The sequence below is a fragment of the Xanthomonas sp. NCPPB 3200 genome (assembly GCF_056393585.1).
The window spans coordinates 2,089,972-2,115,824 of sequence record NZ_CM150785.1; the positions used below are offsets into that span (position 1 = coordinate 2,089,972).

The 25,853-nt window shown below is 66.1% G+C and carries 19 protein-coding genes and 1 tRNA gene; 8 read left to right on the plus strand and 12 right to left on the minus strand.

Annotation, left to right across the window (positions count from 1 at the left end; translation table 11 throughout):
* Positions 1-48: 48 nt before the first annotated feature.
* The gene (locus AC06DU_RS09290) at positions 49-393 is read left to right on the plus strand and encodes a type II toxin-antitoxin system prevent-host-death family antitoxin (protein WP_024939765.1); all 345 of its coding nucleotides are present in this window, start codon (positions 49-51) and stop codon (positions 391-393) included.
* A 3-nt stretch (positions 394-396) separates the two neighbouring features.
* Positions 397-1,020 (plus strand): ATPase, encoded by a 624-nt coding sequence (locus tag AC06DU_RS09295; protein ID WP_478204195.1) that lies wholly within the window; start codon positions 397-399, stop codon positions 1,018-1,020.
* A gap of 601 nt (positions 1,021-1,621) precedes the next feature.
* On the opposite strand, the gene AC06DU_RS09300 is transcribed toward AC06DU_RS09295, so the two are convergent.
* Positions 1,622-3,577, minus strand: coding sequence for a PhoX family protein (locus tag AC06DU_RS09300; protein WP_478204197.1), 1,956 nt, complete (start codon positions 3,575-3,577; stop codon positions 1,622-1,624).
* A 435-nt stretch (positions 3,578-4,012) separates the two neighbouring features.
* On the opposite strand from AC06DU_RS09300, the gene AC06DU_RS09305 reads away from it, so the two are divergent.
* Positions 4,013-6,625 (plus strand): glycoside hydrolase family 3 protein, encoded by a 2,613-nt coding sequence (locus tag AC06DU_RS09305; protein WP_184610556.1) that lies wholly within the window; start codon positions 4,013-4,015, stop codon positions 6,623-6,625.
* 257 nt (positions 6,626-6,882) lie between these two features.
* Entirely contained in the window at positions 6,883-8,445 is a 1,563-nt protein-coding gene (locus AC06DU_RS09310; protein ID WP_226427750.1) for a sodium/sugar symporter, read from the plus strand.
* Between the two features lie 93 nt (positions 8,446-8,538).
* Here the strand turns inward: AC06DU_RS09310 and AC06DU_RS09315 are convergent, their stop codons facing one another.
* Positions 8,539-10,395: a putative bifunctional diguanylate cyclase/phosphodiesterase gene (locus tag AC06DU_RS09315; protein ID WP_024940761.1), complete on the minus strand. Its 1,857-nt coding sequence runs from the start codon at positions 10,393-10,395 to the stop codon at positions 8,539-8,541.
* A gap of 479 nt (positions 10,396-10,874) precedes the next feature.
* Here AC06DU_RS09315 and AC06DU_RS09320 point away from each other — a divergent pair, with 479 nt between their 5' ends.
* Positions 10,875-11,831 carry a glycoside hydrolase family 5 protein gene (locus AC06DU_RS09320; RefSeq protein WP_184627599.1) on the plus strand — a complete coding sequence of 319 codons (957 nt, stop codon included), beginning with the start codon at positions 10,875-10,877 and terminating at the stop codon, positions 11,829-11,831.
* 634 nt (positions 11,832-12,465) lie between these two features.
* Here the strand turns inward: AC06DU_RS09320 and AC06DU_RS09325 are convergent.
* Complete coding sequence (locus AC06DU_RS09325; protein WP_016903100.1) at positions 12,466-13,044, minus strand: response regulator transcription factor; 579 nt, start codon at positions 13,042-13,044, stop codon at positions 12,466-12,468.
* The gene (locus AC06DU_RS09330) at positions 13,041-14,267 is read right to left on the minus strand and encodes an ATP-binding protein (protein ID WP_478204199.1); all 1,227 of its coding nucleotides are present in this window, start codon (positions 14,265-14,267) and stop codon (positions 13,041-13,043) included. Before AC06DU_RS09330 ends, AC06DU_RS09325 begins: the two co-directional genes overlap by 4 nt.
* A gap of 120 nt (positions 14,268-14,387) precedes the next feature.
* Here AC06DU_RS09330 and ispG point away from each other — a divergent pair, with 120 nt between their 5' ends.
* Both ispG and AC06DU_RS09340 read left to right on the plus strand, forming a co-directional pair.
* A complete protein-coding gene (ispG, locus tag AC06DU_RS09335; RefSeq protein WP_016903102.1) occupies positions 14,388-15,653 on the plus strand; it encodes a flavodoxin-dependent (E)-4-hydroxy-3-methylbut-2-enyl-diphosphate synthase in 1,266 nt (421 codons plus the stop codon).
* Positions 15,634-16,332, plus strand: a complete 699-nt coding sequence (locus AC06DU_RS09340; RefSeq protein WP_478204201.1) for a phosphatase PAP2 family protein — start codon at positions 15,634-15,636, stop codon at positions 16,330-16,332. Before ispG ends, AC06DU_RS09340 begins: the two co-directional genes overlap by 20 nt.
* A gap of 78 nt (positions 16,333-16,410) precedes the next feature.
* On the opposite strand, the gene AC06DU_RS09345 is transcribed toward AC06DU_RS09340, so the two are convergent.
* From AC06DU_RS09345 to amaB, 8 genes are all read right to left on the minus strand, one after another.
* The gene (locus AC06DU_RS09345; RefSeq protein WP_184631873.1) at positions 16,411-17,709 is read right to left on the minus strand and encodes an MFS transporter; all 1,299 of its coding nucleotides are present in this window, start codon (positions 17,707-17,709) and stop codon (positions 16,411-16,413) included.
* 165 nt (positions 17,710-17,874) lie between these two features.
* Positions 17,875-18,579, minus strand: a complete 705-nt coding sequence (locus tag AC06DU_RS09350; protein ID WP_102581212.1) for an aspartate/glutamate racemase family protein — start codon at positions 18,577-18,579, stop codon at positions 17,875-17,877.
* Between the two features lie 140 nt (positions 18,580-18,719).
* Positions 18,720-19,628 (minus strand): DMT family transporter, encoded by a 909-nt coding sequence (locus tag AC06DU_RS09355; protein ID WP_478204203.1) that lies wholly within the window; start codon positions 19,626-19,628, stop codon positions 18,720-18,722.
* Positions 19,622-20,674, minus strand: a complete 1,053-nt coding sequence (murB, locus tag AC06DU_RS09360) for a UDP-N-acetylmuramate dehydrogenase (RefSeq protein ID WP_478204205.1) — start codon at positions 20,672-20,674, stop codon at positions 19,622-19,624. Before murB ends, AC06DU_RS09355 begins: the two co-directional genes overlap by 7 nt.
* Positions 20,671-21,726 carry a quinone-dependent dihydroorotate dehydrogenase gene (locus AC06DU_RS09365; protein ID WP_478204207.1) on the minus strand — a complete coding sequence of 352 codons (1,056 nt, stop codon included), beginning with the start codon at positions 21,724-21,726 and terminating at the stop codon, positions 20,671-20,673. Before AC06DU_RS09365 ends, murB begins: the two co-directional genes overlap by 4 nt.
* 5 nt (positions 21,727-21,731) lie before the next feature.
* Positions 21,732-22,499: a class I SAM-dependent methyltransferase gene (locus AC06DU_RS09370; RefSeq protein ID WP_478204209.1), complete on the minus strand. Its 768-nt coding sequence runs from the start codon at positions 22,497-22,499 to the stop codon at positions 21,732-21,734.
* Positions 22,500-22,501: 2 nt separating this feature from the next.
* Positions 22,502-22,786 (minus strand): DUF4190 domain-containing protein, encoded by a 285-nt coding sequence (locus tag AC06DU_RS09375; protein WP_016903110.1) that lies wholly within the window; start codon positions 22,784-22,786, stop codon positions 22,502-22,504.
* A 338-nt stretch (positions 22,787-23,124) separates the two neighbouring features.
* The gene (gene amaB, locus AC06DU_RS09380; RefSeq protein WP_478204211.1) at positions 23,125-24,657 is read right to left on the minus strand and encodes an L-piperidine-6-carboxylate dehydrogenase; all 1,533 of its coding nucleotides are present in this window, start codon (positions 24,655-24,657) and stop codon (positions 23,125-23,127) included.
* 135 nt (positions 24,658-24,792) lie between these two features.
* Between amaB and AC06DU_RS09385 the strand changes: the two genes are divergently transcribed.
* Positions 24,793-24,869: transfer RNA gene (locus AC06DU_RS09385), tRNA-Arg, on the plus strand.
* Positions 24,870-25,853: the final 984 nt, after the last annotated feature.

Genomic DNA, 25,853 nt, shown 5'->3' on the forward strand with positions numbered 1-25,853 from the left:
GGGACGTTGGGAGTAGGCTGAAGCCACCACAGCGCGCAGGACCGTCCCATGTCTCGCCTCCAGGATCTGCCCGAGCTCGAAAAATCCCCCGCCGCCGACATCAAGGTGAAGGGCTGGCCCAGCCTGATGCGCAAGGTGCGCTCGCATGGCGCAGTGGTCATCACCAACCACAATCACCCCGAGGCGGTGGTGGTGGACGCGGAGGAATACCGCCGGCTGGTCAGCCAGGCGAGTGCAGCGACGGCCGCCTCGACGCGTGCGCAGTCGCTGCAGGCACTGCAGGCCAGGTTCGATGCACATCTTGCGGCGGTGACCGATGGCGCAGGCCTGGCCCAGGTGATCGGCAAGCCGGCACGCCGGGGCAGCAAGATCGCGCTGGGGCCGTCGCTCTAAATCGTGGGGAACATTCTGGTGCTGGCCGGCGTCAACGGCGCCGGCAAGAGTTCGCTGCTGGGCAGCCTGCTGCGGGAAGCCGGAGCCACCTGGTTCAACCCGGATGCGTTCACCCGGGACCTGGTGGAGCAGGGCTGGTCACCCGAAGACGCCAATGCACAAGCCTGGCAGGAAGGCGTTCGGCGGCTGCGTCAGGCCATGGACGCCGGCCACGACTATGCGTTCGAAACCACCCTGGGCGCGACCACCATCCCGCGCCTGCTGTGGCAGGCCTGCGCGACGCACACGGTGGCGGTCTGGTTCTGCGGCCTGTCGAGCGTCGAGCTGCATATCGCACGTGTGGCGGCGCGCGTGGCCGCAGGCGGGCATGCCATCCCCGAGCACAAGATCCGCGAACGTTACGATGCCTCGCGCGCCAACCTGATCGCGCTGTTACCGCACCTGTCGGTGCTGCATGTCTACGACAACAGCGCGCCTGCCGACGCGACCGGGCAGGTCGCGCCGCTGCTGGTGCTGGAACTGGACCGCAACGGCCTGCAGCACCCGCAAACGCCCGAAGAACTGGCGCAGGTTCCCGATTGGGCCAAGCCCATCGTGATGGCGGCGCTGGAGTTGCGGCAGTCCTGACCGCGCTCAGGCACTTGCGGTCTGATCCGCTTCTCGCGCCCAGGTGCGCTCCTACCGGCATTGCGACATCAGGGAGAACGCCAAGCTGCACGCGTCGGCCTCACCCGTAGGAGCGCACCCGGGCGCGACAGGCATACCGGGACAGCTCCTCGCGCCCGGGTGCGCTTCTACTGGCCTTGCGACAGTAGCGAGAACGCCATGCTGCACGTGTGAGTCTCACCCGTAGGAGCGCACCCGGGCGCGACAGGCCATACCGGGAAAGCTCCTCGCGCCCGGGTGCGCTCCTACTGGCATTGCGACAGCAGCGAGAACGCCATGCTGCACGTGTCGGCCTCACCCGTAGGAGCGCACCCGGGCGCGACAGGCATACCGGGAAAGCTCCTCGCGCCCAAGTGCGCTCCTACTGGCCTTGCGACAGCAGCGAGAACGCCATGCTGCACGTGTGAGCCTCACCCGTAGGAGCGCACCCGGGCGCGACAGGCATACCGGCAAAGCTCCTCGCGCCCAGGTGCGCTCCTACTGGCCTTGCGACAGCAGCGAGACGCCATGCTGCACGTATGAGCTGTAGCGTCACGCGGCGCTGTAACTGCAACGGCGGCGCTTACGCCTTGCCCAGCTTCACCGCCACCGGGTCGCCGGTGAGGTAGCCCACCGCCGCGCCGAAACGGTTCTTGTAGTTGGCGCGGATCAGCGGGTCCAGCGTGGCCTTGACGGTGTCGTGCAGCGGGCTTTCCCAGTCGCCGGGATGCTGGAAATTGCTCATCACGTAGGTCCAGCCGTGGATCTGGTCGACCGCGTGCAAGCCGGTGGATTCGGCGCCGGCCGGCACCGACAGCACCCGCGTCAGCGTGCCGCTGTCCACGTTGTAGGCCCACAGGAAATTGTTCACGTGCAGGCTGCTGTCTTCGCCGATGAACAAGGTGCGCAGCGCTTCGGAGAACTTGAGGTTGTCCGGGTTGGCCAGCCGCTCCGGGTCGGCCAGGTTGCCCAGCGCGTCGGCCTTGGCCAGATCGTGGCCGGTGAGTGCGGCCGGTGCGGCCATGTCGATCGGCACCCAGTCGCTGTGGATCGGCGCGCCGTGGTTGTCGCGCTGGCCGCCACGCAGATTCAGGGCGTACACCGCACCCGCATCCGGGCCTTCCACCTTCACGTCGCCCGAGCCGTTGCGCATGCTGGTGACGATGTAGGACATCGCCATGTAGGCGATCTTGTCGCGCGCGTTGACGGTGGTGCCTTCGAGCTTGGTGAAGCCCAGGCTGCCGCCGGCCAGCGCCGCGTAGCGATGGGTTTCCAGATAAGTCGCCGCCTTCTCCATGCCCGGCTTGATGCGGATCCAGTTGAAGGTGCCGTTGAACGGGATCTTGGCAAACGAGGCATCGCCCGGGTCGCTCAGATGCACGTCGAGGATGTCGGCAGCGGTCAGGCGGTCGGCCATGGCCTGGATCTCGGCACTGGTGGCGTGGCCGAGCTTGATCCAGCGCAACGTGGCCGCGCCCGGGCCCACGCCCGAGGTCTGCTGCCACTTGCCCACGTACAAGGTGCCGGCCGACAGGTCCGCCTTGCGGTCGGCGATGAACATGAAAAGACCGCCATTGGTGGCGTCGTCGCCCATCAGCACGGTGCGCTGGTCGGGCATCACCTGCACCAGCTCGTGCGAGATGCGGCCCAGGCAGTAGTGCTTGCGCACGCTCCCGGTGCCGTCCGGGTGCACGGTGATTTCGGGCAGGTGGCCGTAGTGGTACGGATTGGCTTTTTCCGGGTCGCCGTACAGATGCGTGCTGTAGCTGCGGAACTGGGTGTTGCCGGCCAGCGCGGTGGCGTCGGGTTCGTACTCTTCGCTGGACAGGTGGGTATTCCACGGCGACAGGCTGGCGCCGCAGGTGGTCCAGAGCCCGTGCACCGGCGCGGTGTCGACGTTGTGGTATTTCACCAGCGACAGCTTGCCGGTGGCCGGGTCCTGATCCAGCGTCAGCACCGCGATCGGCGCGGGCAGGTGGCGATTGGTGTCGTTGCCGGCCTGGTCGCGGGTGGTGTATTCGAACTGCACCACCGCAAACACGTGGTTGCCCTTGACCCCGGGCACCTTGGCATCGGGCAGGGTCAGCAGCGAGGAGCCGTCCGGGCAATCGGAAAAGAACGGGCGTTCGGCACCGGGTTTGGAGCGGTCGATGATCGGCCGATGCTGGATGTCGTAATAGCCACCGGCCAGCACGGTGCCGCCCTTGCCGTCGGGCACCTGGTCGCCGGTGACGAAGAACGGGTGGTACGCAAGCGCATAACGCTGGGTACTGCCGTCGCTGCGCGCCACCGTCAGCGCCGACCCCACCGTGGTGGTGGCCATCGCCGCGGGGTTGGCCAGGCTGGGTGCGGGCATGCCATGGAAGGTGGCCGACACAAGCTGGGTCGAGTTGTCCGACGGCCGCAACGGGTGCGCGGCGAGTGCCGCGCCGCCGAGGTGTTGCAGGGCGGCGGCGCTGGCGCTGCCCAGCGGCAACAGCGGGACGGACGCCAGCAACTGCATCAGGCGGCGGCGGGCGGGATCGGGGGAGGCAGACATCGAAACTCCAGGCAAAGACGGCGATCAACGATGGCCGGTGGCGCATCGGCAAGCCGGTCACGCTAGGCCCGGGGTATGACAGTTGTTTGACGGCGAGCTCACCCGTTGGCGGGCGTTCGTACACGGTGCAACAAGCGAACCCAGCAACGCGCGTGCAGGTGACAGGAGCTGCGCAATAGTGATCGCGGACAGTGGTGCATTGCAGCAAACTGCGCCGCCGCGAAAGATCAAGCGCCACGCCGGATTCGGCGCTTTGCCGTGGTTTGACAGGTGCTGCCGGTATTCCAAGCCTATAGCCCGGGCCAATAAGTTGGCCGGCGTTTGGCATACAAGCGCGTGTTGTTGACAGGGTAGGGGAATCACGCAAGCGTACGCCGCCTAATGGCCTGCGGCGTCACGCATTGCCGTGGGGAGAACCACCTGGAGATCTGGATCTTGGACAAGCTGCTTCGTCGTACCGCCGCGCCCGGGGCGCGTCGTGCCCTCTCTCTGGCCACCGCCGCTGCGGTGTTGATGCTGGCCGCCTGCCAAGGCAAGGACACCGCTGCCGAGGCGAGCAAGACCGCGCCGGCCGCCGCACCTGCCGAGGCGTCCACCACGATCCATCCCGACCAGTGGCCGTCGCCGAAGTGGCCATTCGCCCAGGACCAGGCCCTGGAGCAGCGCATCACCGATGTGATGGCCAAGATGAGCGTCGAAGAGAAGGTCGCGCAGACCATCCAGGGCGACATCGCCAGCATGACCCCGGACGATGTGCGCAAGTACCGCATCGGCTCGGTGCTGGCCGGCGGCAATTCCGATCCGGGCGGCAAGTACGACGCCAGCCCGGCCGAATGGTTGAAGCTGGCCGACGCCTTCTATGAAGCGTCGATGGACACTTCCAAGGGCGGCAACGCGATTCCGATCATCTTCGGCATCGATGCGGTGCACGGCCAGAGCAACATCGTCGGCGCCACGCTGTTCCCGCACAACATCGGCCTGGGCGCCACGCGCAACCCGGAGCTGATCAAGCAGATCGGCGAAGTCACCGCCGCCGAAACCCGCGTCACCGGCATGGAGTGGACCTTCGCGCCGACCGTGGCGGTGCCGCAGGACGACCGCTGGGGCCGCAGCTACGAAGGCTATTCCGAGTCGCCGGACGTGGTGGCCAGCTTCGCCGGCAAGATGGTCGAAGGCGTGCAGGGCGTGCCGGGCACCCCGCAGTTCCTCGATGGCAGCCACGTGATTTCCTCGGTGAAGCATTTCGTCGGCGACGGCGGCACCACCGACGGCAAGGACCAGGGCGACACCAAGGTGTCCGAAGCCACCATGCGCGATATCCACGCGGCCGGTTACCCGCCGGCGATCGCGGCCGGTGCGCAGACGGTGATGGCCTCGTTCAACAGCTTCAATGGCGAGAAGATGCACGGCAACAAGGTCATGCTGACCGACGTGCTCAAGGGCCGCATGAACTTCGGCGGTTTCGTGGTCGGCGACTGGAATGGCCACGGCCAGGTCAAGGGCTGCACCAACGAAAACTGCCCGGCCTCGTTCATTGCCGGCGTCGACATGGCGATGGCCTCCGACAGCTGGAAGGGCATCTACGAGACCGAACTGGCGGCTGTGAAGTCGGGCCAGATCTCGGCCGAGCGCCTGGACGATGCGGTGCGCCGGATCCTGCGCGTCAAGCTGCGCCTGGGCCTGTTCGAAGCCGGCAAGCCGTCCAAGCGCCCGCTTGGTGGCAAGTACGAATTGCTGGGCGCGCCGGAACACCGCGCGATCGCCCGCCAGGCGGTGCGCGAGTCGCTGGTGCTGCTCAAGAACCAGGCCGGCATCCTGCCGCTGGATCCGAAAAAGCGCGTGCTGGTGCTGGGCGACGGCGCCAACGACATGGGCAAGCAGTCCGGCGGCTGGACGCTGAACTGGCAGGGTACCGGCACCAAGCGCAGCGACTACCCCAATGGCAACACCATCTGGGAAGGCCTGGACAAGCAGATCAAGGCTGCCGGCGGCAAGGCCGAGCTGGCAGTCGATGGTGCGTACAAGACCAAGCCCGACGTGGCGGTGGTGGTGTTCGGTGAGAACCCGTACGCCGAGTTCCAGGGCGACATCGCCACCCTGCTGTACAAGCCGGGCGACGAGAGCGAGCTGGCGCTGATCAAGAAGCTCAAGGCCGAAGGCATCCCGGTGGTGGCGGTGTTCCTGAGCGGGCGTCCGTTGTGGATGAACCAGTACATCAACGCCGCCGATGCCTTCGTCGCCGCCTGGTTGCCGGGTTCGGAAGGCGAGGGCATTGCCGACGTGCTGCTGCGCAAGGCCGATGGCACGGTACAGAACGACTTCAAGGGTAAGCTGAGCTTCTCCTGGCCCAAGACCGCGGTGCAGTTCGCCAACAACGTCGGGCAGAAGGATTACGACCCGCAGTTCAAGTTCGGCTTTGGCCTGACCTATGCCGACAAGGGCGACCTGGCCGCACTGCCGGAGGAGTCGGGCGTGTCCGGCGAGCAGTCGGTGGGCGGGGTGTACTTCGTGCGCGGCAAGCCGGCGCTGGGTATTGCGATGCAGCTGTCCAATGCCGGCCAGGCCAACATGCCGGCGACCACGCTGCCGGTGGGTCTGTCCGATGGCAGCCTGAAGATGACCGCGGTCGACCACAAGGCGCAGGAAGATGCACGACGTCTGGTCTGGTCCGGTGCCAAGGCCTCCAGCGTATTGCTGGTGTCCGGCAAGCCGGTCGATGTCTCGCGTGAGAGCAACGGCGATGTGCAGTTGCAGCTGACCGTGCGCCGCGACAGCGCGGTGACCGCGCCGGTATGGCTGGGCGTGGGCTGTGGCGACAAGTGCGGCGGCCGCGTCGATGCACAGAAGACCCTGGCCGCGCTGCCGCAGGGCCAGTGGAAGGTGGTCGGCGTGCCCTTGAAGTGCTTCGCGGTGGCCGGTGCGGATGTGACCAAGCTGACCCAGGTCGCCAGCATCGAAAGCGCTGCGGCGCTGGACCTGTCGGTGTCGAAGATCGCGCTGGGCGCGCTCAACGAGGCTGAAGTCACGCTCGACTGCCCGGTCAAGTAAGCAGCACGCCCGCAGGCGCGCTTGCGGGTATGCCCAGGTAAGAACCCCATACATGCGTCGCCGGCCCCGGCGACGTGTCAAAGCGGCCACCCTCAGCGGTGGTGTCATCAGCCGCCGCGGGACGCGCGCGTCGATCGGCCGGGACGGCCTGCAGCTGCGGTTCGCCGCGCTGCCGCCACGCACGCAGTGCGGGCGGCGGCAGTCTGCAGACCTGTCCGGTCCACGACGCTCGGCCCAGAGCCAGACAGGAGAGTGCAGTGGGTTTGGCGACGTTGGATATCGTGATTGTGCTGGTCTATCTGACCGGCATCTTCGTGCTCGCACAGTGGGTCTCGCGCGAGAAGGCAGGTCACAGCAAGAGCGCCGAGGATTACTTCCTGGCCAGCAAGTCGTTGCCGTGGTGGGCGATCGGCGCCTCGCTGATCGCCGCGAACATCTCGGCCGAACAGATCATCGGCATGGCCGGTTCCGGCTATGCGATCGGTCTGGCGATCGCCTCCTACGAGTGGATGGCGGCGCTGACGCTGCTGATCGTCGGCAAGTTCTTCCTGCCGATCTTCCTGCGCAACGGCATCTACACCATGCCGCAGTTCCTGGAACAGCGGTACGGCAAGTGGATCCGCACCCTGATGGCGGTGTTCTGGCTGCTGCTGTACGTGTTCGTCAATCTCACCTCGATCCTGTGGCTGGGGTCGATCGCGGTCAGCCAGGTCACCGGCATGGACCAGACCCTGGCGCTGGCGTTGATCGGCGTGTTCGCGCTGGTCTACCAGCTGTACGGCGGTCTTAAAGCGGTGGCCTTGACCGATATCGTGCAGGTCACGCTGCTGGTGCTGGGCGGCCTGCTGGTGGCCGGGCTGACCCTGGCACGGATCGGCGACGGTGCCGGCGTGCTGGCCGGCTTCAAGCACCTGTGGAATGCGCACCCCGAGCACTTCCACATGATCCTGAGCAAGGACAACCCGTTCTACAAGGACCTGCCCGGCCTGAGCGTGCTGCTGGGCGGTCTGTGGGTGATGAACATCAGTTACTGGGGTTTCAACCAGTACATCATCCAGCGCGCGCTGGCGGCCAAGAACATCGGCGAGGCGCAGAAGGGCATGGTGTTCGCCGCGTTCCTGAAACTGCTGATGCCGTTGGTGATCGTGGTGCCGGGCATTGCCGCGGTGGTGCTGGCGCCGGATCTGGCCAAGCCCGACCAGGCCTATCCGACCATGATGCAGCTGTTGCCGACCGGCATCCTGGGCCTGGTGTTCGCGGCGCTGGTGGCGGCGATCGTGGCCTCGCTGGCCTCCAAGATCAACTCGGTGGCGACGATCTTCACCCTGGATTTCTACGCCAAGTTCCGCCCGCAGACCGAGCAGAAGCAGCTGGTGCGCGTGGGTCGCATCGTGGCCATCGTGGCGGTGGTGATCGGCATCCTGACCGCGCGGCCGCTGCTGGGCAACTTCGATCAGGGCTTCCAGTTCATCCAGGAATTCACCGGCTTCTTCACGCCTGGCGTGGTGGTGATCTTCATGCTTGGCCTGTTCTGGAAGCGCGCCAACGAGGCCGGCGCACTGACCGCGGCGATCGGCTCGGTGGTGCTGTCGTTCGCGCTCAAGTTCGCCTGGCCGGAACTGCCGTTCATGGACCGCATCGGCGTGGTGTTCGTGGCGGCGCTGGTGCTGGCAGTGCTGGTGTCGTTGATGACCGCGCCCACCCAGGCGCGCGACCTGATCCGTACCGACGATGTGGCCTACGGCACTACGCTGGGCTTCAAGGTCGGTGCGATCGGGGTGGTGGTGATCCTGGTCGCGCTGTATGCGGTGTTCTGGTAATCGCCCAGCCAGTCCGCTGAAATTGGTTGTGCGCACGCGGCGCGACACTCAGGTGTCGCGCCGCGTGCGTTTTGGCTGCTGTGCTGCTTCCGCTTACACCCGCGCCGCGGCCAGGCTTGCGGCGAGCAGATTGACCGGCGCTTCCAGCTGCTCATGCCACGGCGTCTGCAGCCAGGTTTCCAGTGCGGCCGCCGGCATCGGCTTGGCGATCCAGTAGCCCTGACCTTCGTCGCAGCCCCAGGTGCGCAGCTGCGCGTAGGCCTCCGCCGACTCGATGCCTTCGGCGACCACGCGCTGGCCCAGGCTGTGGCCGAGCTGGATCATCGCCGGCACCAGGGTGCGGTCGGTGCGGTTGTCCGGCAATGAGCGGATGAAGGATTGATCGATCTTCAACGAGCTGGCCGGCAGCTGCTTGAGATAGCTGAAATTGCTGTAGCCGGTGCCGAAGTCGTCGATGGCGATATGCACGCCCAGCGCCGCGATGGCCGCCAATTGCTCGGCCAGATGCTCGGGGTGGCGGATCATCGCGCTTTCGGTGAATTCGATCTCCAGCCGGCGCGGATCCAGGTTGTGGCGCTCCAGGCCACGCCGCAGCAGGCCGACGAATCCGGGCCGGTCCAGATCGGCGGCCGACACGTTCAGGGCCAGGTTGAAATCCAGGCCCTGTTGCTGCCAGCGCGCGGCCTGGGCGATGCCGTTGTCGATGACCCAGGCGGTAATGCGGTTGATCAACGCGGTTTTCTCGGCCATCGGCACGAAGTCGGCGGGCATCACCGGGCCGATCATCGGATGCTGCCAGCGCAGCAGCGCTTCCACTCCGACGCAGCGGTGATCGTGCAGGTCCACGCGCGGCTGGTAGTGCAGGCGCAGCTGGCTGGCGCTGTCCAGCGCGGCGGGCAGGGAAGCCAGTAGGCGGAAGGTGTTGCGCTGGGCCACGTCGTGCTTGCGCTCGTACATGCTCCACGGCACGCCGCGTTCGCGCGAGATGTCCACCGAGGTGGTCAGCGAGCGGATGGTGTCGGCCGCGCCATAGCTGGTCTGCAGCGAGACCGCGCCGATCGAGGCCACTGCGGTATGCGGAATGCCCTGATGTTCCAGCGTTTCGGCAAAGGCCTTGGAGACCTTGGTGCACAGCGCGGACAGACGCTGCGTTTCGGCCTGGGCCAGAAAACCGAAGGTGGTCGGGTCCAGCCGATACAGCGCGGTGCCGGTAGGCAGATAGGCGGCCAGCCGACGCTGCGCGATCGCCACATAACCATCGGCGTAGTCCCAGCCCAGCGCCTTGACCATGTCGCGGAAGTAATCGCTGCCGCAGATGTCGACCGCCACCGCGGTGGTGGCCGGCGCGCTGTCGCGTTGCGACAGCCAGGCATCCAGGTCTTCGGCAAAGCGCGACCGATTGGGCAGCCCGGTCGGTCCGTCGCGGTAGGTGGTGCTGCGCAGGTTTTCCACCCGCAGCACCGCCAGGTCGCGCAGGCCTTCCAGCTGGGTGATCGCTTCGGCATCCAGGCCCGGGCGCGGGCTGGTCCCGATCACGCACAAGGTGCCGATGCGGTGGCCGTCGCGCAGCGTCAGCGGCGCGCCGGCGTAGAAACGGATGAAGGGCGGTCCCAGCACCAGCGGGTTGTCGCAAAAGCGCGGATCCAGTTGCGCGTCGGGCACCACCATCACCTCGGGGGCGCGGATCGCATGCGCGCAGAACGCCTGGTCGCGCGGCGTTTCCTGCGGTTCCAGGCCGATGCGGGCCTTGAACCACTGACGATGCTCATCCACCAGCGACACCAGCGCGATTTCTGCGCCAAGGTTGCGGGCGGCCATGGCGGCGATGGTCTCGAACACCGGGTCCGGCGGCGAGTCCAGCAGGCACAGGCCACGCAGGACGGACAACCGGGTCGACTCGTCGACCACGGGCGGAAGAGGGGAATTGGCAGGAGCAAGCACGGATTGCATGTGCTTCTATCGGCCTGAAGCGTAATCCCTTGATCGACGCTGCTAGGTGGCGTTCAGTTGAGGCAGCATTGCCGCGCGATGGCTGCGCCAACGCCGCTGCAGGGACAACAGCGGTGCGATGGCATCAGGCCACAGCATGACGAGGCGGCCTACGCGCCAGGTCGACGGTCGCTCTGACTCACGCGTCATGCGTGATGTAAGCAAACGTGCGGCGTCGCGGTCGGCGCTGGCGCACGACCGCTAAACATTGCCGTCCCCTTGCCGATGACTGAGGGTGCGCCTGCTTCGTTGCCCCGCAACAACGTAATCGTTCAGCGCGCTTGTCTCGGCGCCTGTTCGTTATGTGACACAGATTGCATCGAGCGGCACGTCAAATTGACACAGTGTTCACGCGCGCTGTGAGTTTCGCCGCCGCTCGTTAACCTCCCTCTGTCTGGAAATCGACCGTGAAATCACCGTTGTCTCGTTTTGCCCACCGTATGCTGCTGGTCGTTGCAGGCCTGGCAGTGTCGTCTGTCGCGCACGCGGGGCTGTCGGTGTCCGGCACACAACTGCGTGAGTCCAATGGCAACACCGTGGTCCTGCGTGGCGTCAATCTGCCGCATGCCTGGTACGCGAGCCGCACCGACGCGGCCCTGGCCGCCATCGCTGCCACCGGCGCCAATAGCGTGCGCGTGGTGCTCAGTTCCGGTTATCGCTGGAACCGCACGCCGGAGGCCGAGGTGTCGCGCATCATCGCGCGCTGCAAGAGCCTGGGCCTGATCGCGGTGCTGGAAGTGCACGACACCACCGGCTATGGCGAAGACGGCGCTGCCGCTGGCCTCGCCCACGCTACTGCGTACTGGACCAGCATCCGCAAGGCGCTGATTGGCAACGAAGACCAGGTCATCATCAACATCGGCAACGAGCCGTTCGGCAATCAGTTGAGCGCCAGCGAATGGGTCAACGGCCATGCAACCGCAATCGCCGCATTGCGCAAGGCCGGGTTGACTCACGCACTGATGGTGGATGCGCCGAACTGGGGCCAGGACTGGAAGTTCTACATGCGCGACAACGCTGCCGCGTTGCTGGCGCGCGACAGCCGCCGCAACCTGATCTTCAGCGTCCACATGTACGAAGTGTTCGGCAGCGATGCGACGGTCAACAATTATCTTCGCGCCTTCCGCGATAAAAAGCTGGCGCTGGTGATCGGCGAGTTCGGTGGAGACCATCGCGGCGCGCATGTGGACGAGGCGGCGATCATGCGCCGCGCCCGCGACTACAACGTCGGCTATCTGGGCTGGTCGTGGTCGGGCAATGACAGCAGCACGCAATCGCTGGATATCGCAATCGGCTGGAACGCCACGCGCCTCAGCAGCTGGGGGCGCAACTTGATCCTCGGCGCCGATGGCATCACCGCGACCTCGCGCAGGGCGAGCGTGTTCGGGCCACGGTGAGAGTAGTGACGCCCTGCGGTCAGTGTCTCTGGTTTTCGGGATGCCTGGATAGTTTGCTGCAGAGCTGCAGCGCAGTTGAACTGCGGCTTGGCTGCAGGTCCCTTGCCCGCCCACCATCGCAGGACACGCCGCAAGTACGTCCCTGTAGGCTCTTACGCGGCATCCATGCCGCGTAAGGTCCCGCGACGGTGGGCGGACAAGGACCCGTCGAGATGGTCGGTGCCATAGTGGAAGCGACGCAGGACGTGTGCTGGTCGGATCACTAAGCGGTCGATCAACCTCTGACCATTTTCGCGTCGCAAGCCGAGCAGCAAACTGGCTTTCAACACGCAAGCTGCAAACGTCGCATCTGCTGCCGCAAGCCGAGCAACACGCTTTCAAGAAAGCAGCCGATCAACTCTCTGGCGCGGTGTCCTTGCCGGTTGCTAGACCCTTGGCGGCATGGGTGTCGCCAAGGAGCCTCCATGGACGGATGCACGGCGTGTCCCGCAAGCGGCGAGGGCACCGCGCTCTCGACTCACCGAGCGTTTGAGCTATGTATCGGACCGCGCCCAAAACAGCGCCATGGTTGAACGGAATCAAGCCTCGCGTAGAGCCTGAAAAACGCAATGGTTCAACGTCTCGATGTCAGGCCTCAACGCCCGGGCTCGCGTAACGGCCCCGGGCTTGGCCGCTTGGTCAGCTTGCGCTGCAGCGAGCGGCGGTGCATGCCGAGCAGGCGGGCGGCGGCGGAGACATTGCCGCCGGTCTCGTGCAGCGCCTGCTGGATGTGCTCCCACTGCAGGCGGCTGAGCGGTGTCATCATTTCCCGCGCGGTTTCTTCTTCGTCCGGCTCCGGCAGCTCGTCGTCCTCTTCGCCCAGCGCCCGCATGATGGTGGGGATATTGGCCGGCTTGGGCAGGTAGTCGTCGGCGCCGAGCTTGATCGCCTCCACCGCGGTGGCGATGCTCGCATAGCCGGTGACCAGCAGGATGCGCATGTCGGCGCGGATCTCGCGCAGCGGCTGGATCAGGCTCAGGCCGGAATCGTGGCCGAGCTTGAGATCGATCAAGGCGAAATCGGGCAGGGCGCTGCGTGCGGTCGACAGGGCACTGGCCGCGTCGGTGGCGGTCAGGGTTTCCACGCCGCGGCGGGCGAGGCTGCGCTGCAGCGTGCGCAGGTACAGGGTGTCGTCGTCGACCAGCAGGCCGGTACGCAGGGGAGTGCTTGTCATGCGAGTGACTCGTGTTCGGAGAGCGGCAGACGGAAACCGACGCGGGCGCCGCTGCCTTCGGCGGGCAGCATCCACAACTCGCCCTGCAGCCGCTCGACGGTGGCGTGCGAGAGCGCCAGCCCGACGCCCATGCCGTCGTGTTTGCCGCTATTGAACAAGGTGCCCGGCAGCATGGCCTGCGAGGTGTCGAAGCCCGGACCATAGTCGCGGACTTCGCCGCTGAGATGGTCCTGCTCCACGCGCAGGGTCAGATCGATCTGCGGCCGGCCGGCACGTTCGCCGGCATCGGCCGCATTGTTGAGCAGCACCATCAGCAGATGGCTGACGCCTGGCTGCAGCAGCAGGCGCATCGGTGCGTCGTCGTTGCGGCGCAGCTCGATGGTCGGGCGCACCAGCCGCCATTGTTCCAGCACGTCCTTGACCGCCACTTCGCGGCTGAGGTGGCCGTTGTCGGCCGGTGCGGCCAGCGCCAGCACGCGCTCGTGACACTGCACCAGCAGCTCGCGCAGGGTGTCCAGATCCTCGCGCAATTCGCCCTGGTCGCATTGATCGGCGATGTCGTCGACCAGCAGGGTCATCGTCGCCAGTGGCGTGTTGAGCTCATGCGCCACCGAGGCGGCATGGGTGGCCAGCGCGACGATGCCCTCGTTACGCGCAAAGCGCTCGCGCAGCGTGGAGATCTCGCGCTCGCGTTCGCGCATCGACAAGGCCAGCCGGGTGGCGAAGGCCAGCACCACCACCGTCGACAGCAGGAAGTTGGCGGCCATGCCCCACATGTGCAGGCTGAGCGGGTCGAAGCTACCGTAGGGCAGCGGCAGGCCGAACGCCGCACTGATCACATACCCGGCCACACAGGATGCCGCCACGGCCATCGCCCAGCCCAGCGGCAGGGCCAGCGCGGCCAGCGCGATCAGCACCAAGAACAGCGAGCCGAACGGGTTGGCGATGCCGCCGCTCCAGCCCACCATCCAGGTCAGCACGGTGACATCGACCAGGATGTGGCCGAACTCGGTGGCCGGGCTGACCGCGCCGCGGTGGGCCACCCGCAGTTGCGCATACAGGTTGAATACCGCCAGTGCGGCCACGCCGGCCCACAAGGGTTGCTGCGGCAGGTCCAGGCCCATCAGGCCGGTGGCGACCAGGATGGTGGCGGCCTGACCGGCGGTGGCCAGCCAGCGCAGGCTGCACAGGGTCCGCAGGAAGGAGGCGTCTGAGGAATTCATCACGGCAATGCTATGCGCTCGGGGGCGTGGCGGCCTGCGACAAACCGTCGCATCGGCCCGGAAGACGACCCGCGCAGCGCTTCAGCTGTGAGCGGACCGATGACAGGCTAAAATACCCCGATGTACGACGCCGTGACTCGCCCAACCCCTCCCGCCGACGCCACCGCCTGGCCGCGCCGCATCACCCAGGCCGTCAAGATCGGCAGCGTGACTGTGGGCGGCGGCCACCCGGTGGTCGTCCAGTCGATGACCAATACCGATACCGCCGACATCGCCGGCAGCGTCAAGCAGGTGGCCGACCTGTGGCGCGCCGGCTCGGAAATGGTGCGCCTGACCGTCAACAATGCCGAGTCGGCCGCGGCCATTCCGCGCATCGTCGACAAGCTGCGCATGATGGGGATCGAGGTGCCGTTGATCGGCGACTTCCATTACAACGGTCACCAGTTGCTCGCCGCCGAGCCGGCCTGCGCCGAAGCGCTGGCCAAGTACCGCATCAATCCGGGCAATGTCGGCTTCGGCAAGAAGAAGGACCTGCAGTTCGCGCAGCTGATCGAGTTCGCGATCAAGTACGACAAGCCGGTGCGCATCGGCGCCAACTGGGGCTCGCTGGACCAGTCGCTGGCTGCGCAGCTGATGGACGAGAACTCGCAACGCGCCACGCCCTGGGATGCCGGCCGCGTGTTGCGTGAGGCCTTGATCCGTTCGGCAGTGGATTCGGCCGAGCGCGCGGTGGAACTGGGGCTGGCGCGCGAGCGCATCATTTTGTCGGCCAAGGTATCCGGTGTGCAGGAACTGATCGCGGTGTATCGCGACATGGCGAGCCGCTGCGACTTTGCGCTGCACCTGGGCCTGACCGAGGCCGGCATCGGCAGCAAGGGCATCGTGGCCTCCGCCGCCGCGCTGAGCGTGCTGCTGCAGGAAGGCATCGGCGACACCATCCGCATCTCGCTGACGCCGGAACCGGGCCAGTCGCGCACCCAGGAAGTGATCGTCGCGCAGGAACTGCTGCAGACCACCGGCCAGCGCGCCTTCACGCCGATGGTCACGGCCTGCCCGGGCTGCGGCCGCACCACCTCCGAGTTCTTCCAGGAACTGGCCGGCGTGGTGCAGAACCATGTGCGCGCCAAGATGCCGGAGTGGAAGATCAGCAACCCCGGCGCGGAAAACATGACCCTGGCGGTGATGGGCTGTGTGGTCAACGGGCCGGGCGAATCGCGCCACGCCAACATCGGCATTTCGTTGCCGGGCACCGGCGAGGCGCCGTCGGCACCGGTGTTCATCGATGGCGAAAAAAGCGTGACCTTGCGTGGCGAAAACATCGCCTACGAGTTCATCGATCTGATCGATCAGTACGTCGAACGCACCTATGTCCGTCGCGCCGGCTGAATCGCCGGCCGGTTTCAGGGGATGGCTGCGCAGCAATGCGTGGCGCACGGCGTTGCTGTTTGCCGGCGTGCTGTTGCCGTTGGGCTTGTTCGTCGACCTGGCCGACGAAGTCCACGAGCTGGAAAATTTCTATTTCGACGAGCCCCTGCTGTGGAGCATGCGCAGCATCGCCACGCCGGGGCTGGATGCGTTTTTCGGGGTGGTCTCCAAGATCGGCTACCAGTACGGGGTGATCCCGGCCGATATCGCCATCGTGCTGGTGTTGCTGATGTTGCGGCGCTGGCGCGAGGGAACCTTTGCCGCACTCGGTTTTGGCGGCTCGGCCTTGTTGAACATGGGCGCCAAACAGGTGTTCCAGCGCGACCGCCCGAGCCTGTGGGAATCGATCGCCCCGGAAAGCACCTTCAGCTTTCCCAGCGGGCATGCGATGGGCTCGATGACGCTCGCTGCGGTGGTCATCGCGCTGGCCTGGAACACGCGCTGGCGCTGGCCGGTGACCACTGCCGCCAGCCTGTTCGCGGTGCTGGTCGGCGTGTCGCGGATCTACCTGGGCGTGCATTATCCCTCCGACATTCTGGGCGGCTGGTCGGCCGCGCTGGTATGGGTGGTCGGGCTGTATCTGGTGATGTTTCGCGGCGCACGGCGGCCGCATTGGCGCCGCCATCTCACCTCGGCCTGAGGGTACGGCCGCGCGACGTCGAACGTGGTCGGCGCAGGTGTGTGACCGGGACTGGCGCAGACCGGCACGGCGTTCGACTCAGTAACGACGTACGCGCTCCCCGCGCCACAACTGCAGCCCGATCACGCTGCCGATTGCGGCCAGCAGAATCATGTAATACGCCGGGCCCATCGGGTGCTGCTTGAGCAACATCACCACCACCAGCGGGGTCAGGCCACCGAATACCGCATAGCCCAGGTTATAGGCGAACGACACGCCGGACAGGCGCACCACCGGCGGAAACGCTTCGACCATGACGCGCGGAACCGCCCCCAGGACGCCGAGCGCCGCGCCCAGCAGGGCGTACAGCGGGAACAGCAACTGCGGATCACCGGCCAGGCGATAGAACAGCCAGGCGCTGGCGCCCAGGAACACGCTGCCGGCAAGCAGCACGCGTCCGTTGCCGTAGCGATCGGACAAGGCGCCGGCCACGATCGAGCCGATCGCCTGCAGCAGGACCGCGAGCAGGTTGGCCTGCAAGGCGACCGCTGCCGGGTAGTGGTACGCGCTCTGCAGCAGCGTCGGCGTCATCAACGACACCACCAGCACCCCGGCTGCCACCATCCAGGTCAGCCACAACGACTGCGCCACACTGCGTGGATGATCGCGCAGCACCAGCTTGAGCGGCGTTTCGCGCGCGACGGCACGCATCGCCATCAGCTCGGCGAACACCGGTGTTTCGTGCAGCCAGCGCCGCAGATACACGGAAAGCAGGCCGAAGAGGCCGCCAGCCAAGAACGGCAGGCGCCAGGCGTCGTCGGCGATTTCCTGCGGCGTGAAGGCGCGATTGATCGCCCCGGCGCTGAGCGAACCGAGCAACACGCCGGCGGCCAGGCCGGCGGTCAGTGTTCCGCAGGCCAGTCCCCTGCGTTGCGCAGGCACGTGCTCTGCGACGAAGACCCATGCACTGGGAACTTCGCCGCCGATGGCCGCGCCCTGCAGCAACCGCATCGTCAGCAGCAGGAGCGGTGCGGCCAGGCCGATCTGCGCATAGGTCGGCAGCACGCCGATGGCCAGCGTCGGCAAGGCCATCAACCCGATGCTCAGCGCGAACATGCGCTTGCGACCGAGCAGGTCGCCGAAGTGCGCCATCACGATCCCCCCCAGCGGACGGATGAGGTAGCCGGCAGCAAAGATGCCGAAGGTCTGCAACTGCCGCATCCAGTCCGGTATGCCCGGCGGAAAGAACAGCTCTCCCAGCACCGTCGCGAAGAAGATGAAGATGATGAAGTCGTAGAATTCCAGCGCGCCGCCCAGCGCGGACAGGGCCAGGGTCTTGTAATCGCCGCGTGTGAGCTGGCTTGTGGGTGCAGTGCCTGTTGCGGAAGGGGTCTTCAAGGCATGACATCCTGTGGCAGGTGCTCGCGCGCATGCGCGTGCTGGAGCAGGGACGCTTCGGTCATCCGTACTGTCTGTGCGGCAATGCCCAGCTTGCACGCTTGCCCGCCACGGCCAGGCGCATGCACTTCGGGAAAGGCGCGCTGGCTGCGCCTTCGGTGCCGATCAGTCGCGCACACTTGCGTGCGCCGCCGCTTCGGCATGCAGTGCGGTGGTGTCGAACAACGGCAGCTGCGCATCGCTGCTGTCCACCAACAGCGAAATCTCGGTGCAGCCCAGGATGATCGCTTGCGCACCCTCCTGGCCGAGGTCGGCCATGACCTGGCGGAAATAGCCGCGCGACTCCGGCCGGATGATGCCCTGGCAGAGTTCGTCGTAGATCACCCGATGCAGTTGCGCGCGTGCGTCGGCCGGCGGTACCAGCACCTGCAGGCCACGCGCAGCCAGGCGCTCGCGATAGAACGGCTGTTCCATGGTGAAACGTGTGCCGAGCAGCCCGACCCGGATGACCCCTGCGGCAATCAACGCATCGGCGGTGGCATCGGCGATATGCAGCAAGGGCAGCGGCGTTGCGGAGGTGATCGCATCTGCAACGCAATGCATGGTGTTGGTGCACAGCACCAGGAAGTCGGCACCGCCGGCATGCAGCGCGCGCGCCGCTGCCGCCATTGCCTGGCCTGCGCCGTCCCAGTCGCCGGCGTGTTGCAGGCGCTCGATCTCATGGAAATTGACGCTGTACAGCAACAGCCTGGCCGAATGCAGGCCGCCGCAGGCCAGGCGCACCCGCTGGTTGATGATGCGGTAATAGGGCAGGGTGGATTCCCAGCTCATGCCGCCGATCAGGCCGATGGTTTTGCTTGGAACCGGCATGCCGACCTCACCTTGGAACAGTCAACGAAGTGGGTGCGCATCGCCCCTTCGATGGCCGGGGAGCGCGTACCAGCGCAGTGTACGTCGGCATCGTCGCCACGCCACCGCGCAGGCCGGTCAGGCCGCTCGCAGACGCTCGATCACTCGCCCGGTTTTGCGCCTTCCAGCGGTGCGTGCGTGGCGGCGCGACGTGCCAGCACGCTTTCACGATGGGCGATGTAGACATTGGCGCAGATGATGATGGCCGCACCGATCAGGGTATGGTGTTCGATCGCCTCGCTGAACAGCCACCAGCCCAGCAGCGCCACCAGCGGCAGCTGCATGAAGCTGATCGGCTGCAGTGCGGAGACTTCGCCCAGCTTGAGCGCGCGCGTCCAGAACAGCTGGCCGGCGGTGCCGAAGATGCCCGTCGCCGCCAGCCAGAGCCAGTCGATGCCCTGCGGCCAGCTCCACTGAAACAGTGCCGGAATCAGCGACATCGGCACCCAGAACACATAGGTGTAGAACACCACGGTGTCCGAGTCGTCGCTGCGCGAGAGCTGCTTGATCTGGATCGCCACCACGGCGCTGATCACCGCTGCCAGCAGCGCAATCAGCAGACCGGGCGTAAAGGTGGACGAGCCTGGCCGCAGGATCACCAACACGCCGATGAATCCGGCCGCCACCGCCAGCCAGCGGCGCAGGCGCACCTGTTCGTGCAGCCACACCACGGCCAGCACGGTGACGAACAACGGGGTGGAATACGACAGCGAGATCGCCTGCGACAACGGCAGGTGGCCGATCGCCCAGAACCCGCACAGCATCGAGGCCAGGCCGATCAGGGTGCGTGCCAGGTACTGCGGCAATTGCCGCGTGCGCGGCGCCTTGCCGGCGCGCAGGATCAGCGGCAACAGGGCCAACAGCCCGAACGCATTGCGAAAGAACGCGATCTCGGTGGTGGCGATCGTGCCCGACGCCAGCCGGATGCAGATGGCCATCAGGCCGAAGGCGAAGGTACTGGTGAGCATCCACAGCGCAGCACGTCGTGATGCCTGCTGCGCTGTCACCAATGCGCTCCGATGATGCGCGGCTCCGGCTCCAGGATCACCGAGTAACGCTCGCGCACCGATTCGGCGATGCGCCGCGCAAAGTCCAGCAGCTGCGCACCGCTGGCGGTGCCGTAATTGACCAGCACCAGGGCGTGATCCGGCGACACCCCGGCATCGCCTTCGCGCCGGCCCTTCCAGCCGCACTGCTCGATCAACCAGGCCGCCGACAACTTGCCCTGGCCGGGCTGTTCGCCGGGGTAGACCGGCATATCGGCAAAGGTGGCCTGCAGCGCGGCAATCTGCTCGCTGGGCAGCAAGGGATTCTTGAAGAAGCTGCCGGCATTGCCGAGCACATCCGGGTCCGGCAGTTTGCGCCGACGGATGTTGATCACCGCCTGCGCCACATCGGCGGCACCGGCCAGGTCGGCGCCCATGCTGGCCAGCTCCTCGCGGATACCGGCGTAGTCCAGCCGCAACTCGTGCAGCAGCGGCAGATTGAATTCCACCGCGACGATCAGATAACGCTCCGGCTGCTGCTTGAACACGCTGTCGCGATAGGCAAAGGCGCACTCGGCCGCGGTCAGCCGCACGAACTGCTGGGCATGCAGATCGAAGGCGTCCACCACATGGATGAAGTCGCCCACCTGCGCGCCGTATGCGCCGATGTTCTGGATCGGGCAGGCGCCGACGGTGCCGGGAATCAAGGCCAGATTCTCCAGCCCCGACAGGCCTTGCTGCAGCGAATACAGCACCAGCGCGTGCCAGTTGACGCCGGCACCAGCGCGCACGATGGCGTGGTCGGCGTGGTGCGCGATGATGGCGATGTCGCGGTTTTCGAAACACAGCACGCAGCCCGGTGGGTCGCCGGCCAGCAGCACGTTGCTGCCGCTGCCCAGCACCAGCAGCGGTTGCCCGGCGATCTCCGGCGCTGCCAGCGCCTGCGGCAAGGCATCGGGTGCGTGGATGCTCAGCAACCAGCGCGCCGTGGCATTGACATGAAAGGTATTGAGCGCGCGCAGGGGCGCGTGTTCGCTCAAGTGCCAGCCGGCCTGCGCTGCAGCGCTCATAGCGGCGACACCGCACCGCCGCTGGGCGCTTCGCGGCGGCGACGGATCGCGTCCACGCATTCGCCGATCAGCGGCGGCCCGCGATACACCAGGCCGCTGTAGCACTGCACCAGGGTCGCGCCGGCCGCCATCTTGGCCACCGCATCCGCACCGGAGTTGATGCCGCCCACGCCGATCAACGGAATCGACTCGGGCAGGCGTGCGCGCAGGCGGCGCAGCACCAGCGTGGATTGCCCCAGCAACGGTGCGCCCGACAGGCCGCCGGCTTCGGCCGCCAGCGGATGGTTGGCGATCAGGGTGCGCGTCACCGTGGTGTTGGTGGCGATCACGCCATCCACCGCCAGATCGGCCAGCACACGCGCGGCCGCATCGATGTCGCGGTCGTTGAGATCCGGCGCCACCTTCACCAGCATCGGCACGCGCTTGCCGTGTTGCGCGGCCAGGGCTTCCTGGGTGTCGCGCAGATCGGCGATCAGCCGGCGCAGCGCCTGTTCTTCCTGCAGTTCGCGCAAGCCGGCGGTGTTGGGCGACGAGATGTTGACCGTAATGTAGTCGGCCAGCGGGTATACGCGCTCCATGCAATAGCGGTAGTCGCTGGTGGCTTCCTCGTTGGGCGTGTCCTTGTTCTTGCCGATGTTGATGCCGAGCAGGCCGCCACGCCGCCGCGCGCGTTGCACGTTGGCCACCAGCATATCCACGCCCAGGTTGTTGAAGCCCATGCGGTTGATCACCGCCTGGTATTCCGGCAAGCGGAACATGCGCGGCCTGGGATTGCCTTCCTGCGGCCGCGGGGTCACCGTGCCGATCTCGACGAAGCCGAAACCCAGCGCGAGCAGCGCATCGATGTGTTCGCCGTTCTTGTCCAGGCCGGCACCGAGCCCGACCGGGTTGGGGAACATCAGACCGAAGGCCGGCGTCGGCAGCGGCACCGGGCGCTTGGCCAGCAGCGGCGTGGTGCCGGTGCGGTAGGCGACGTCGATGGAGCGCAATGCCAGCGCGTGGGCGCGCTCGGCATCGAGGGAAAACAGCAAGGGGCGGGCAAGCGAATACATGCGGGTCAGTTCAATCCCCCGGCGAACACCCGGGTCTGGTATTGGAAGTCGATCAGCCCGTCGCGTGCATGCGCATCGAACAGCGTGCGCAGCGCGGCGAGCATCGGGGCATGGCGTGTGTCATGCGCGAGCGGCGCATACGACGAAGACAACAGCCGGCCTCGCAAGGCATCGAAGTCCAGCCGTTGCACATTTGGAAAGCGTGCCATCGCGCGGAAGCCTTCGCCGAACCACGCCCGCATGGTGGCATCGTCCTGATAGCGTTCGGCCACGGCCGAATAGTCGGTGCCGTAGTCCAGCAGCAGTTGCTCGTAGCCGCGCAGGAAGTCGGTGGTGTCCAGCTCGCGGCTGTTCCAGTAGATCACCGCCAGCCCGCCGGGCTGCAGGATGCGCGCCCACTCGGCACGAACCGCCTGCACGTCGAACCAGTGGAAGGCCTGCGCCGCAGACACCAAGCCGACGCTGGCATCGGCCAGACCGGTGGCCTCGGCGGTGCCGTCGACCGCGCGGAACTTGGGGAACTCCGTCAGCCACTGCTGCGCGGCCGCGCGCATGGCCGGGTTGGGTTCCACCGCCGTGACCGGATAACCGGCCTCCAGAAACAGCCGGCTGGAGATGCCGGTGCCGGCACCGATATCGGCCACTGCGGTGGCCGGCGTCAGGCCCAGCTCTTCGTGCAGCCAGCGCAGCAGCTGCGGCGGATAGCTCGGCCGGTAGCGCACATAGGCCGCGACGCGGTCGTTGAAGCGTTGGGCGGAGGAGGGCGCGGCCATGCTCAACTGTTGGCGGCCGCAAGCCAGGCCAGGCCGCCGAAGAACAGGATGAAGATCGCCACCCCTGCCACCCAGAGCGCAACCGCCAGCCAGCCAAGAATCAGCCCGCCGATGGCCAGCCCGTCGCCGTCCAGCCCCTGCGGATTGCGGCGGATTTCGCCGCGCGCCAAGTGGCCGGTGATGATGGCACAGAGGCTGCCGAGGAACGGGATCAGCGTCCAGCCGAGAATGCCCGAGACCAGGCTGACGATGGCCATGGCACTGGTCTGTCGAACGACGACGTTCATCATGAACTCCTGAAGTGGCGGCAGCCGACGGCTGGCGTGGGCCGATTATCCCAGAGCCGCCGCCCGAATGGCGTGCCGTCTGCGGCCTGACGCGGTGCGTGGCCGGTTTTGATCGGAATGGGCGAGGCTGCATCTCTGGCCGTGCCCGACATCGGGACTAGCGGCCGATGAAACGTTGAGCACCGAGGTCGTGCGCAACAGCGTGACTCACTGCAAATGATCCAGGCACCCGACCGCCGCTGATTGGCCGAGCCGTGCGCAGGCCAATCAGCGGCGGCCATGCTTCGGCAAGCTTGCGACAGCGCGCCGGCTCGATACCCGGCGCGCCTGCGTGTTAATCAAAGATCGAACTTGATGCCCTGCGCCAGCGGCAGCGAGTCGGAGTAGTTGATCGTATTGGTCTGGCGACGCATATAGACCTTCCACGCATCCGAGCCGGATTCGCGGCCACCGCCGGTCTCCTTTTCGCCACCGAACGCACCGCCGATCTCCGCACCCGAGGTGCCGATGTTGACGTTGGCGATGCCGCAGTCGCTGCCGGCCGCCGACAGGAACTTCTCGGCCGCCTTCAGGTTCTGGGTGAAGATAGACGACGACAGGCCCTGCGGCACGCCGTTCTGCAGCTCGATCGCCTCGTCCAGCGTGCTGTACTTCATCACGTACAGGATCGGCGCGAAGGTCTCGTGCTGCACCACCGCGTCGCTGTTCTGCAGCCCGGTGACGATGGCCGGCAGCACGAAGTTGCCGGGGCGGTCGATCGCGGTGCCGCCCACTTCAACCGTGCCGCCAGCGGCCTTGGCCTTGGCGATCGAGGCCAGGAACTGCTCCACCGCGCCCTGGCTGTTGAGCGGGCCCATCAGGTTTGCCGGGTCGGTCGGGTCGCCGATCTTGCTGTCGAGCTGCTTGTACGCCTTGACCAGCGTGGCCAGCACGTTGTCGTAGATGGATGCGTGCACGATCAGGCGGCGCGTGGTGGTGCAGCGCTGCCCGGCGGTGCCCACCGCGCCGAACACGATGCCCGGGATGGCCAGCTTCAGGTCGGCGGTCTCGTCCAGGATGATGGCGTTGTTGCCGCCCAGCTCCAGCAGGCAACGCCCCAGGCGGTGCGCGACCTTTTCCGCAACCACGCGACCGATCTGGGTCGAACCGGTGAAGCTGATCAGCGGCACGCGGCCGTCTTCGACCAGCTTCTGCGACAGCGCCGTGCCGGCATCGTTGATCAGGAAGAAGATGTCCGGGAAGCCGGCGTCCTTCAATGCCGCATTGCAGATCTTCATCGTCGCGATCGCGGTCAGCGGGGTCTTGTTGGACGGCTTCCAGATGCAGATATCGCCGCAGATGGCCGCCAGGAAGGCATTCCAAGCCCACACCGCCACCGGGAAGTTGAACGCGCTGATGATGCCGACCAGGCCCAGCGGCTGGTACTGCTCGTACATGCGGTGGCCCGGGCGCTCCGAGTGCATGGTGTAGCCGTACAGCATGCGGCTCTGGCCGACCGCGAAGTCGGCGATGTCGATCATCTCCTGTACTTCGCCGTCGCCCTCGGGCTTGCTCTTGCCCATTTCCAGCGCCACCAGCGAGCCCAGCGCATCCTTGTGCGCACGCAGCGCCTCGCCACACAGGCGAACGGCTTCGCCGCGGCGCGGCGCAGGCGTGGTCCGCCAGATCTTGAAGGCGGCCTGCGCACGCTGGACGATCAGCTCGTAGTCTTCCGGCGTGGTGGCCTGCACCTCGGCGATCACCGCGTTGGTGGTCGGATTGAGCGGCTGCAGCACCCCGGCGCCGGTGGCCTGCGACCAGGTCGCCTCGCCAAGATAGGTACCGGAATTGGACGCGGCGAGGTCGAGCGCCTTGAGCAGGTCAGCGGACATGGGATCTCCAAAGGTCGGGACGGTCGCGTGGCGGCCAGCGGCCCCCCACGACACGGGTAGCCGCCGATTTTAGCAGGCTCCGCCCACCACCCGCCGGCTTGGCAATCGCAACGATCGTGCGACAATGCCCACCTTGGCCCCGTAGCTCAGCTGGATAGAGCGTCCCCCTCCTAAGGGGAAGGTCGCCCGTTCGAATCGGGCCGGGGTCACCAGGAATCAATCACTTAGCGTTTTAGTAAAGTTGCCGAGCCGGCATGGATCTATAAAAGTTACGAAACTCGCAGATCAACTCGTGGAGCGCTATCAACTCAACGAAGTTTCGTAATTGCCGGGACGAGCGTCTTTTTTCGTCGGTATCCCGCGCATAGCAGCTAATCTTTCTTTACATTACGAATTTACCTAGTTGAGGACATGTTGCTGTACTGCCTTAAGGACTTTGGAATGACTGAAGGTCTGTGATGGCTCAAAGCGATAAGTTGCTCTGACCAGGCTAACATTTAAGGTGCGCTGCACCGGCAGCATTGGTCACATTAGGATGGGACTGACTCGCTTGCTCACGGCTCTGTGTCTCGTACATGCAGTTTTTGCCAATCCGCCCATCATGACCTCGCTGCGCGAAATGCTATTACGCCGCATAGCTCTCAGCTTCTATACCTTACGTCTGCGTTTGGCCAAGAATTTTAGTTCGTTGGCAAGGCTGGTGCGCTCGCATCTTTGTGGTGCGCGTTGAAGGGGGTGAAGGCGCTCGTTGCGTACCTGCCTTGCTACTCGGGGGCCGGTTTGTCGCGCAGAGGTTCCCCAGCTAAGGCACCATCGTGCGAGTTTAGGGCAACGACGTTCGGGAAATGCGGGGCACTGAACTGCACCAGGACGGTTTCGTCGAAACAGTTAACGCAGTGGGAGTGAATGTCTGCATCTGCGGGGCGCTCGTCTGAACCTGCGCTGGCATGGCGGCAAATTCATAGGCGATCGGCAATGCCACACATGCCGCAATCTCGAGGGCTGGAGGCAAAGATCACTTGGCGAGGCCGTTGTCGATGCGGATATTTGCGTAAGCGTGACGTCACCTGTGAAAAAGTAACGTAGCAAGATAAGGAGGGTCAAAGCGGCTGTTGGGTTGGCAAAAAGCGGCGGCATTGGTGTGCTGTGGAAGCTCTCCGCCACGGGCATGCCGCACTATCCAACCATCGCTGCAC

Bases quoted from the DNA above. Each gene is read 5' to 3' on its own strand.
- AC06DU_RS09375 (WP_016903110.1), bottom strand. From the start codon at position 22,786: ATGAACGTCGTCGTTCGACAGACCAGTGCCATGGCCATCGTCAGCCTG.
- AC06DU_RS09325 (WP_016903100.1), bottom strand. From the start codon at position 13,044: ATGACAAGCACTCCCCTGCGTACCGGCCTGCTGGTCGACGACGACACC.
- ispG (WP_016903102.1), top strand. From the start codon at position 14,388: ATGTACGACGCCGTGACTCGCCCAACCCCTCCCGCCGACGCCACCGCC.
- AC06DU_RS09290 (WP_024939765.1), top strand. From the start codon at position 49: ATGTCTCGCCTCCAGGATCTGCCCGAGCTCGAAAAATCCCCCGCCGCC.
- AC06DU_RS09330 (WP_478204199.1), bottom strand. From the start codon at position 14,267: ATGAATTCCTCAGACGCCTCCTTCCTGCGGACCCTGTGCAGCCTGCGC.
- AC06DU_RS09300 (WP_478204197.1), bottom strand. From the start codon at position 3,577: ATGTCTGCCTCCCCCGATCCCGCCCGCCGCCGCCTGATGCAGTTGCTG.
- AC06DU_RS09315 (WP_024940761.1), bottom strand. From the start codon at position 10,395: ATGCAATCCGTGCTTGCTCCTGCCAATTCCCCTCTTCCGCCCGTGGTC.
- murB (WP_478204205.1), bottom strand. From the start codon at position 20,674: ATGAGCGCTGCAGCGCAGGCCGGCTGGCACTTGAGCGAACACGCGCCC.
- AC06DU_RS09320 (WP_184627599.1), top strand. From the start codon at position 10,875: ATGCTGCTGGTCGTTGCAGGCCTGGCAGTGTCGTCTGTCGCGCACGCG.
- amaB (WP_478204211.1), bottom strand. From the start codon at position 24,657: ATGTCCGCTGACCTGCTCAAGGCGCTCGACCTCGCCGCGTCCAATTCC.
- AC06DU_RS09340 (WP_478204201.1), top strand. From the start codon at position 15,634: ATGTCCGTCGCGCCGGCTGAATCGCCGGCCGGTTTCAGGGGATGGCTG.
- AC06DU_RS09350 (WP_102581212.1), bottom strand. From the start codon at position 18,579: ATGCCGGTTCCAAGCAAAACCATCGGCCTGATCGGCGGCATGAGCTGG.
- AC06DU_RS09365 (WP_478204207.1), bottom strand. From the start codon at position 21,726: ATGTATTCGCTTGCCCGCCCCTTGCTGTTTTCCCTCGATGCCGAGCGC.
- AC06DU_RS09370 (WP_478204209.1), bottom strand. From the start codon at position 22,499: ATGGCCGCGCCCTCCTCCGCCCAACGCTTCAACGACCGCGTCGCGGCC.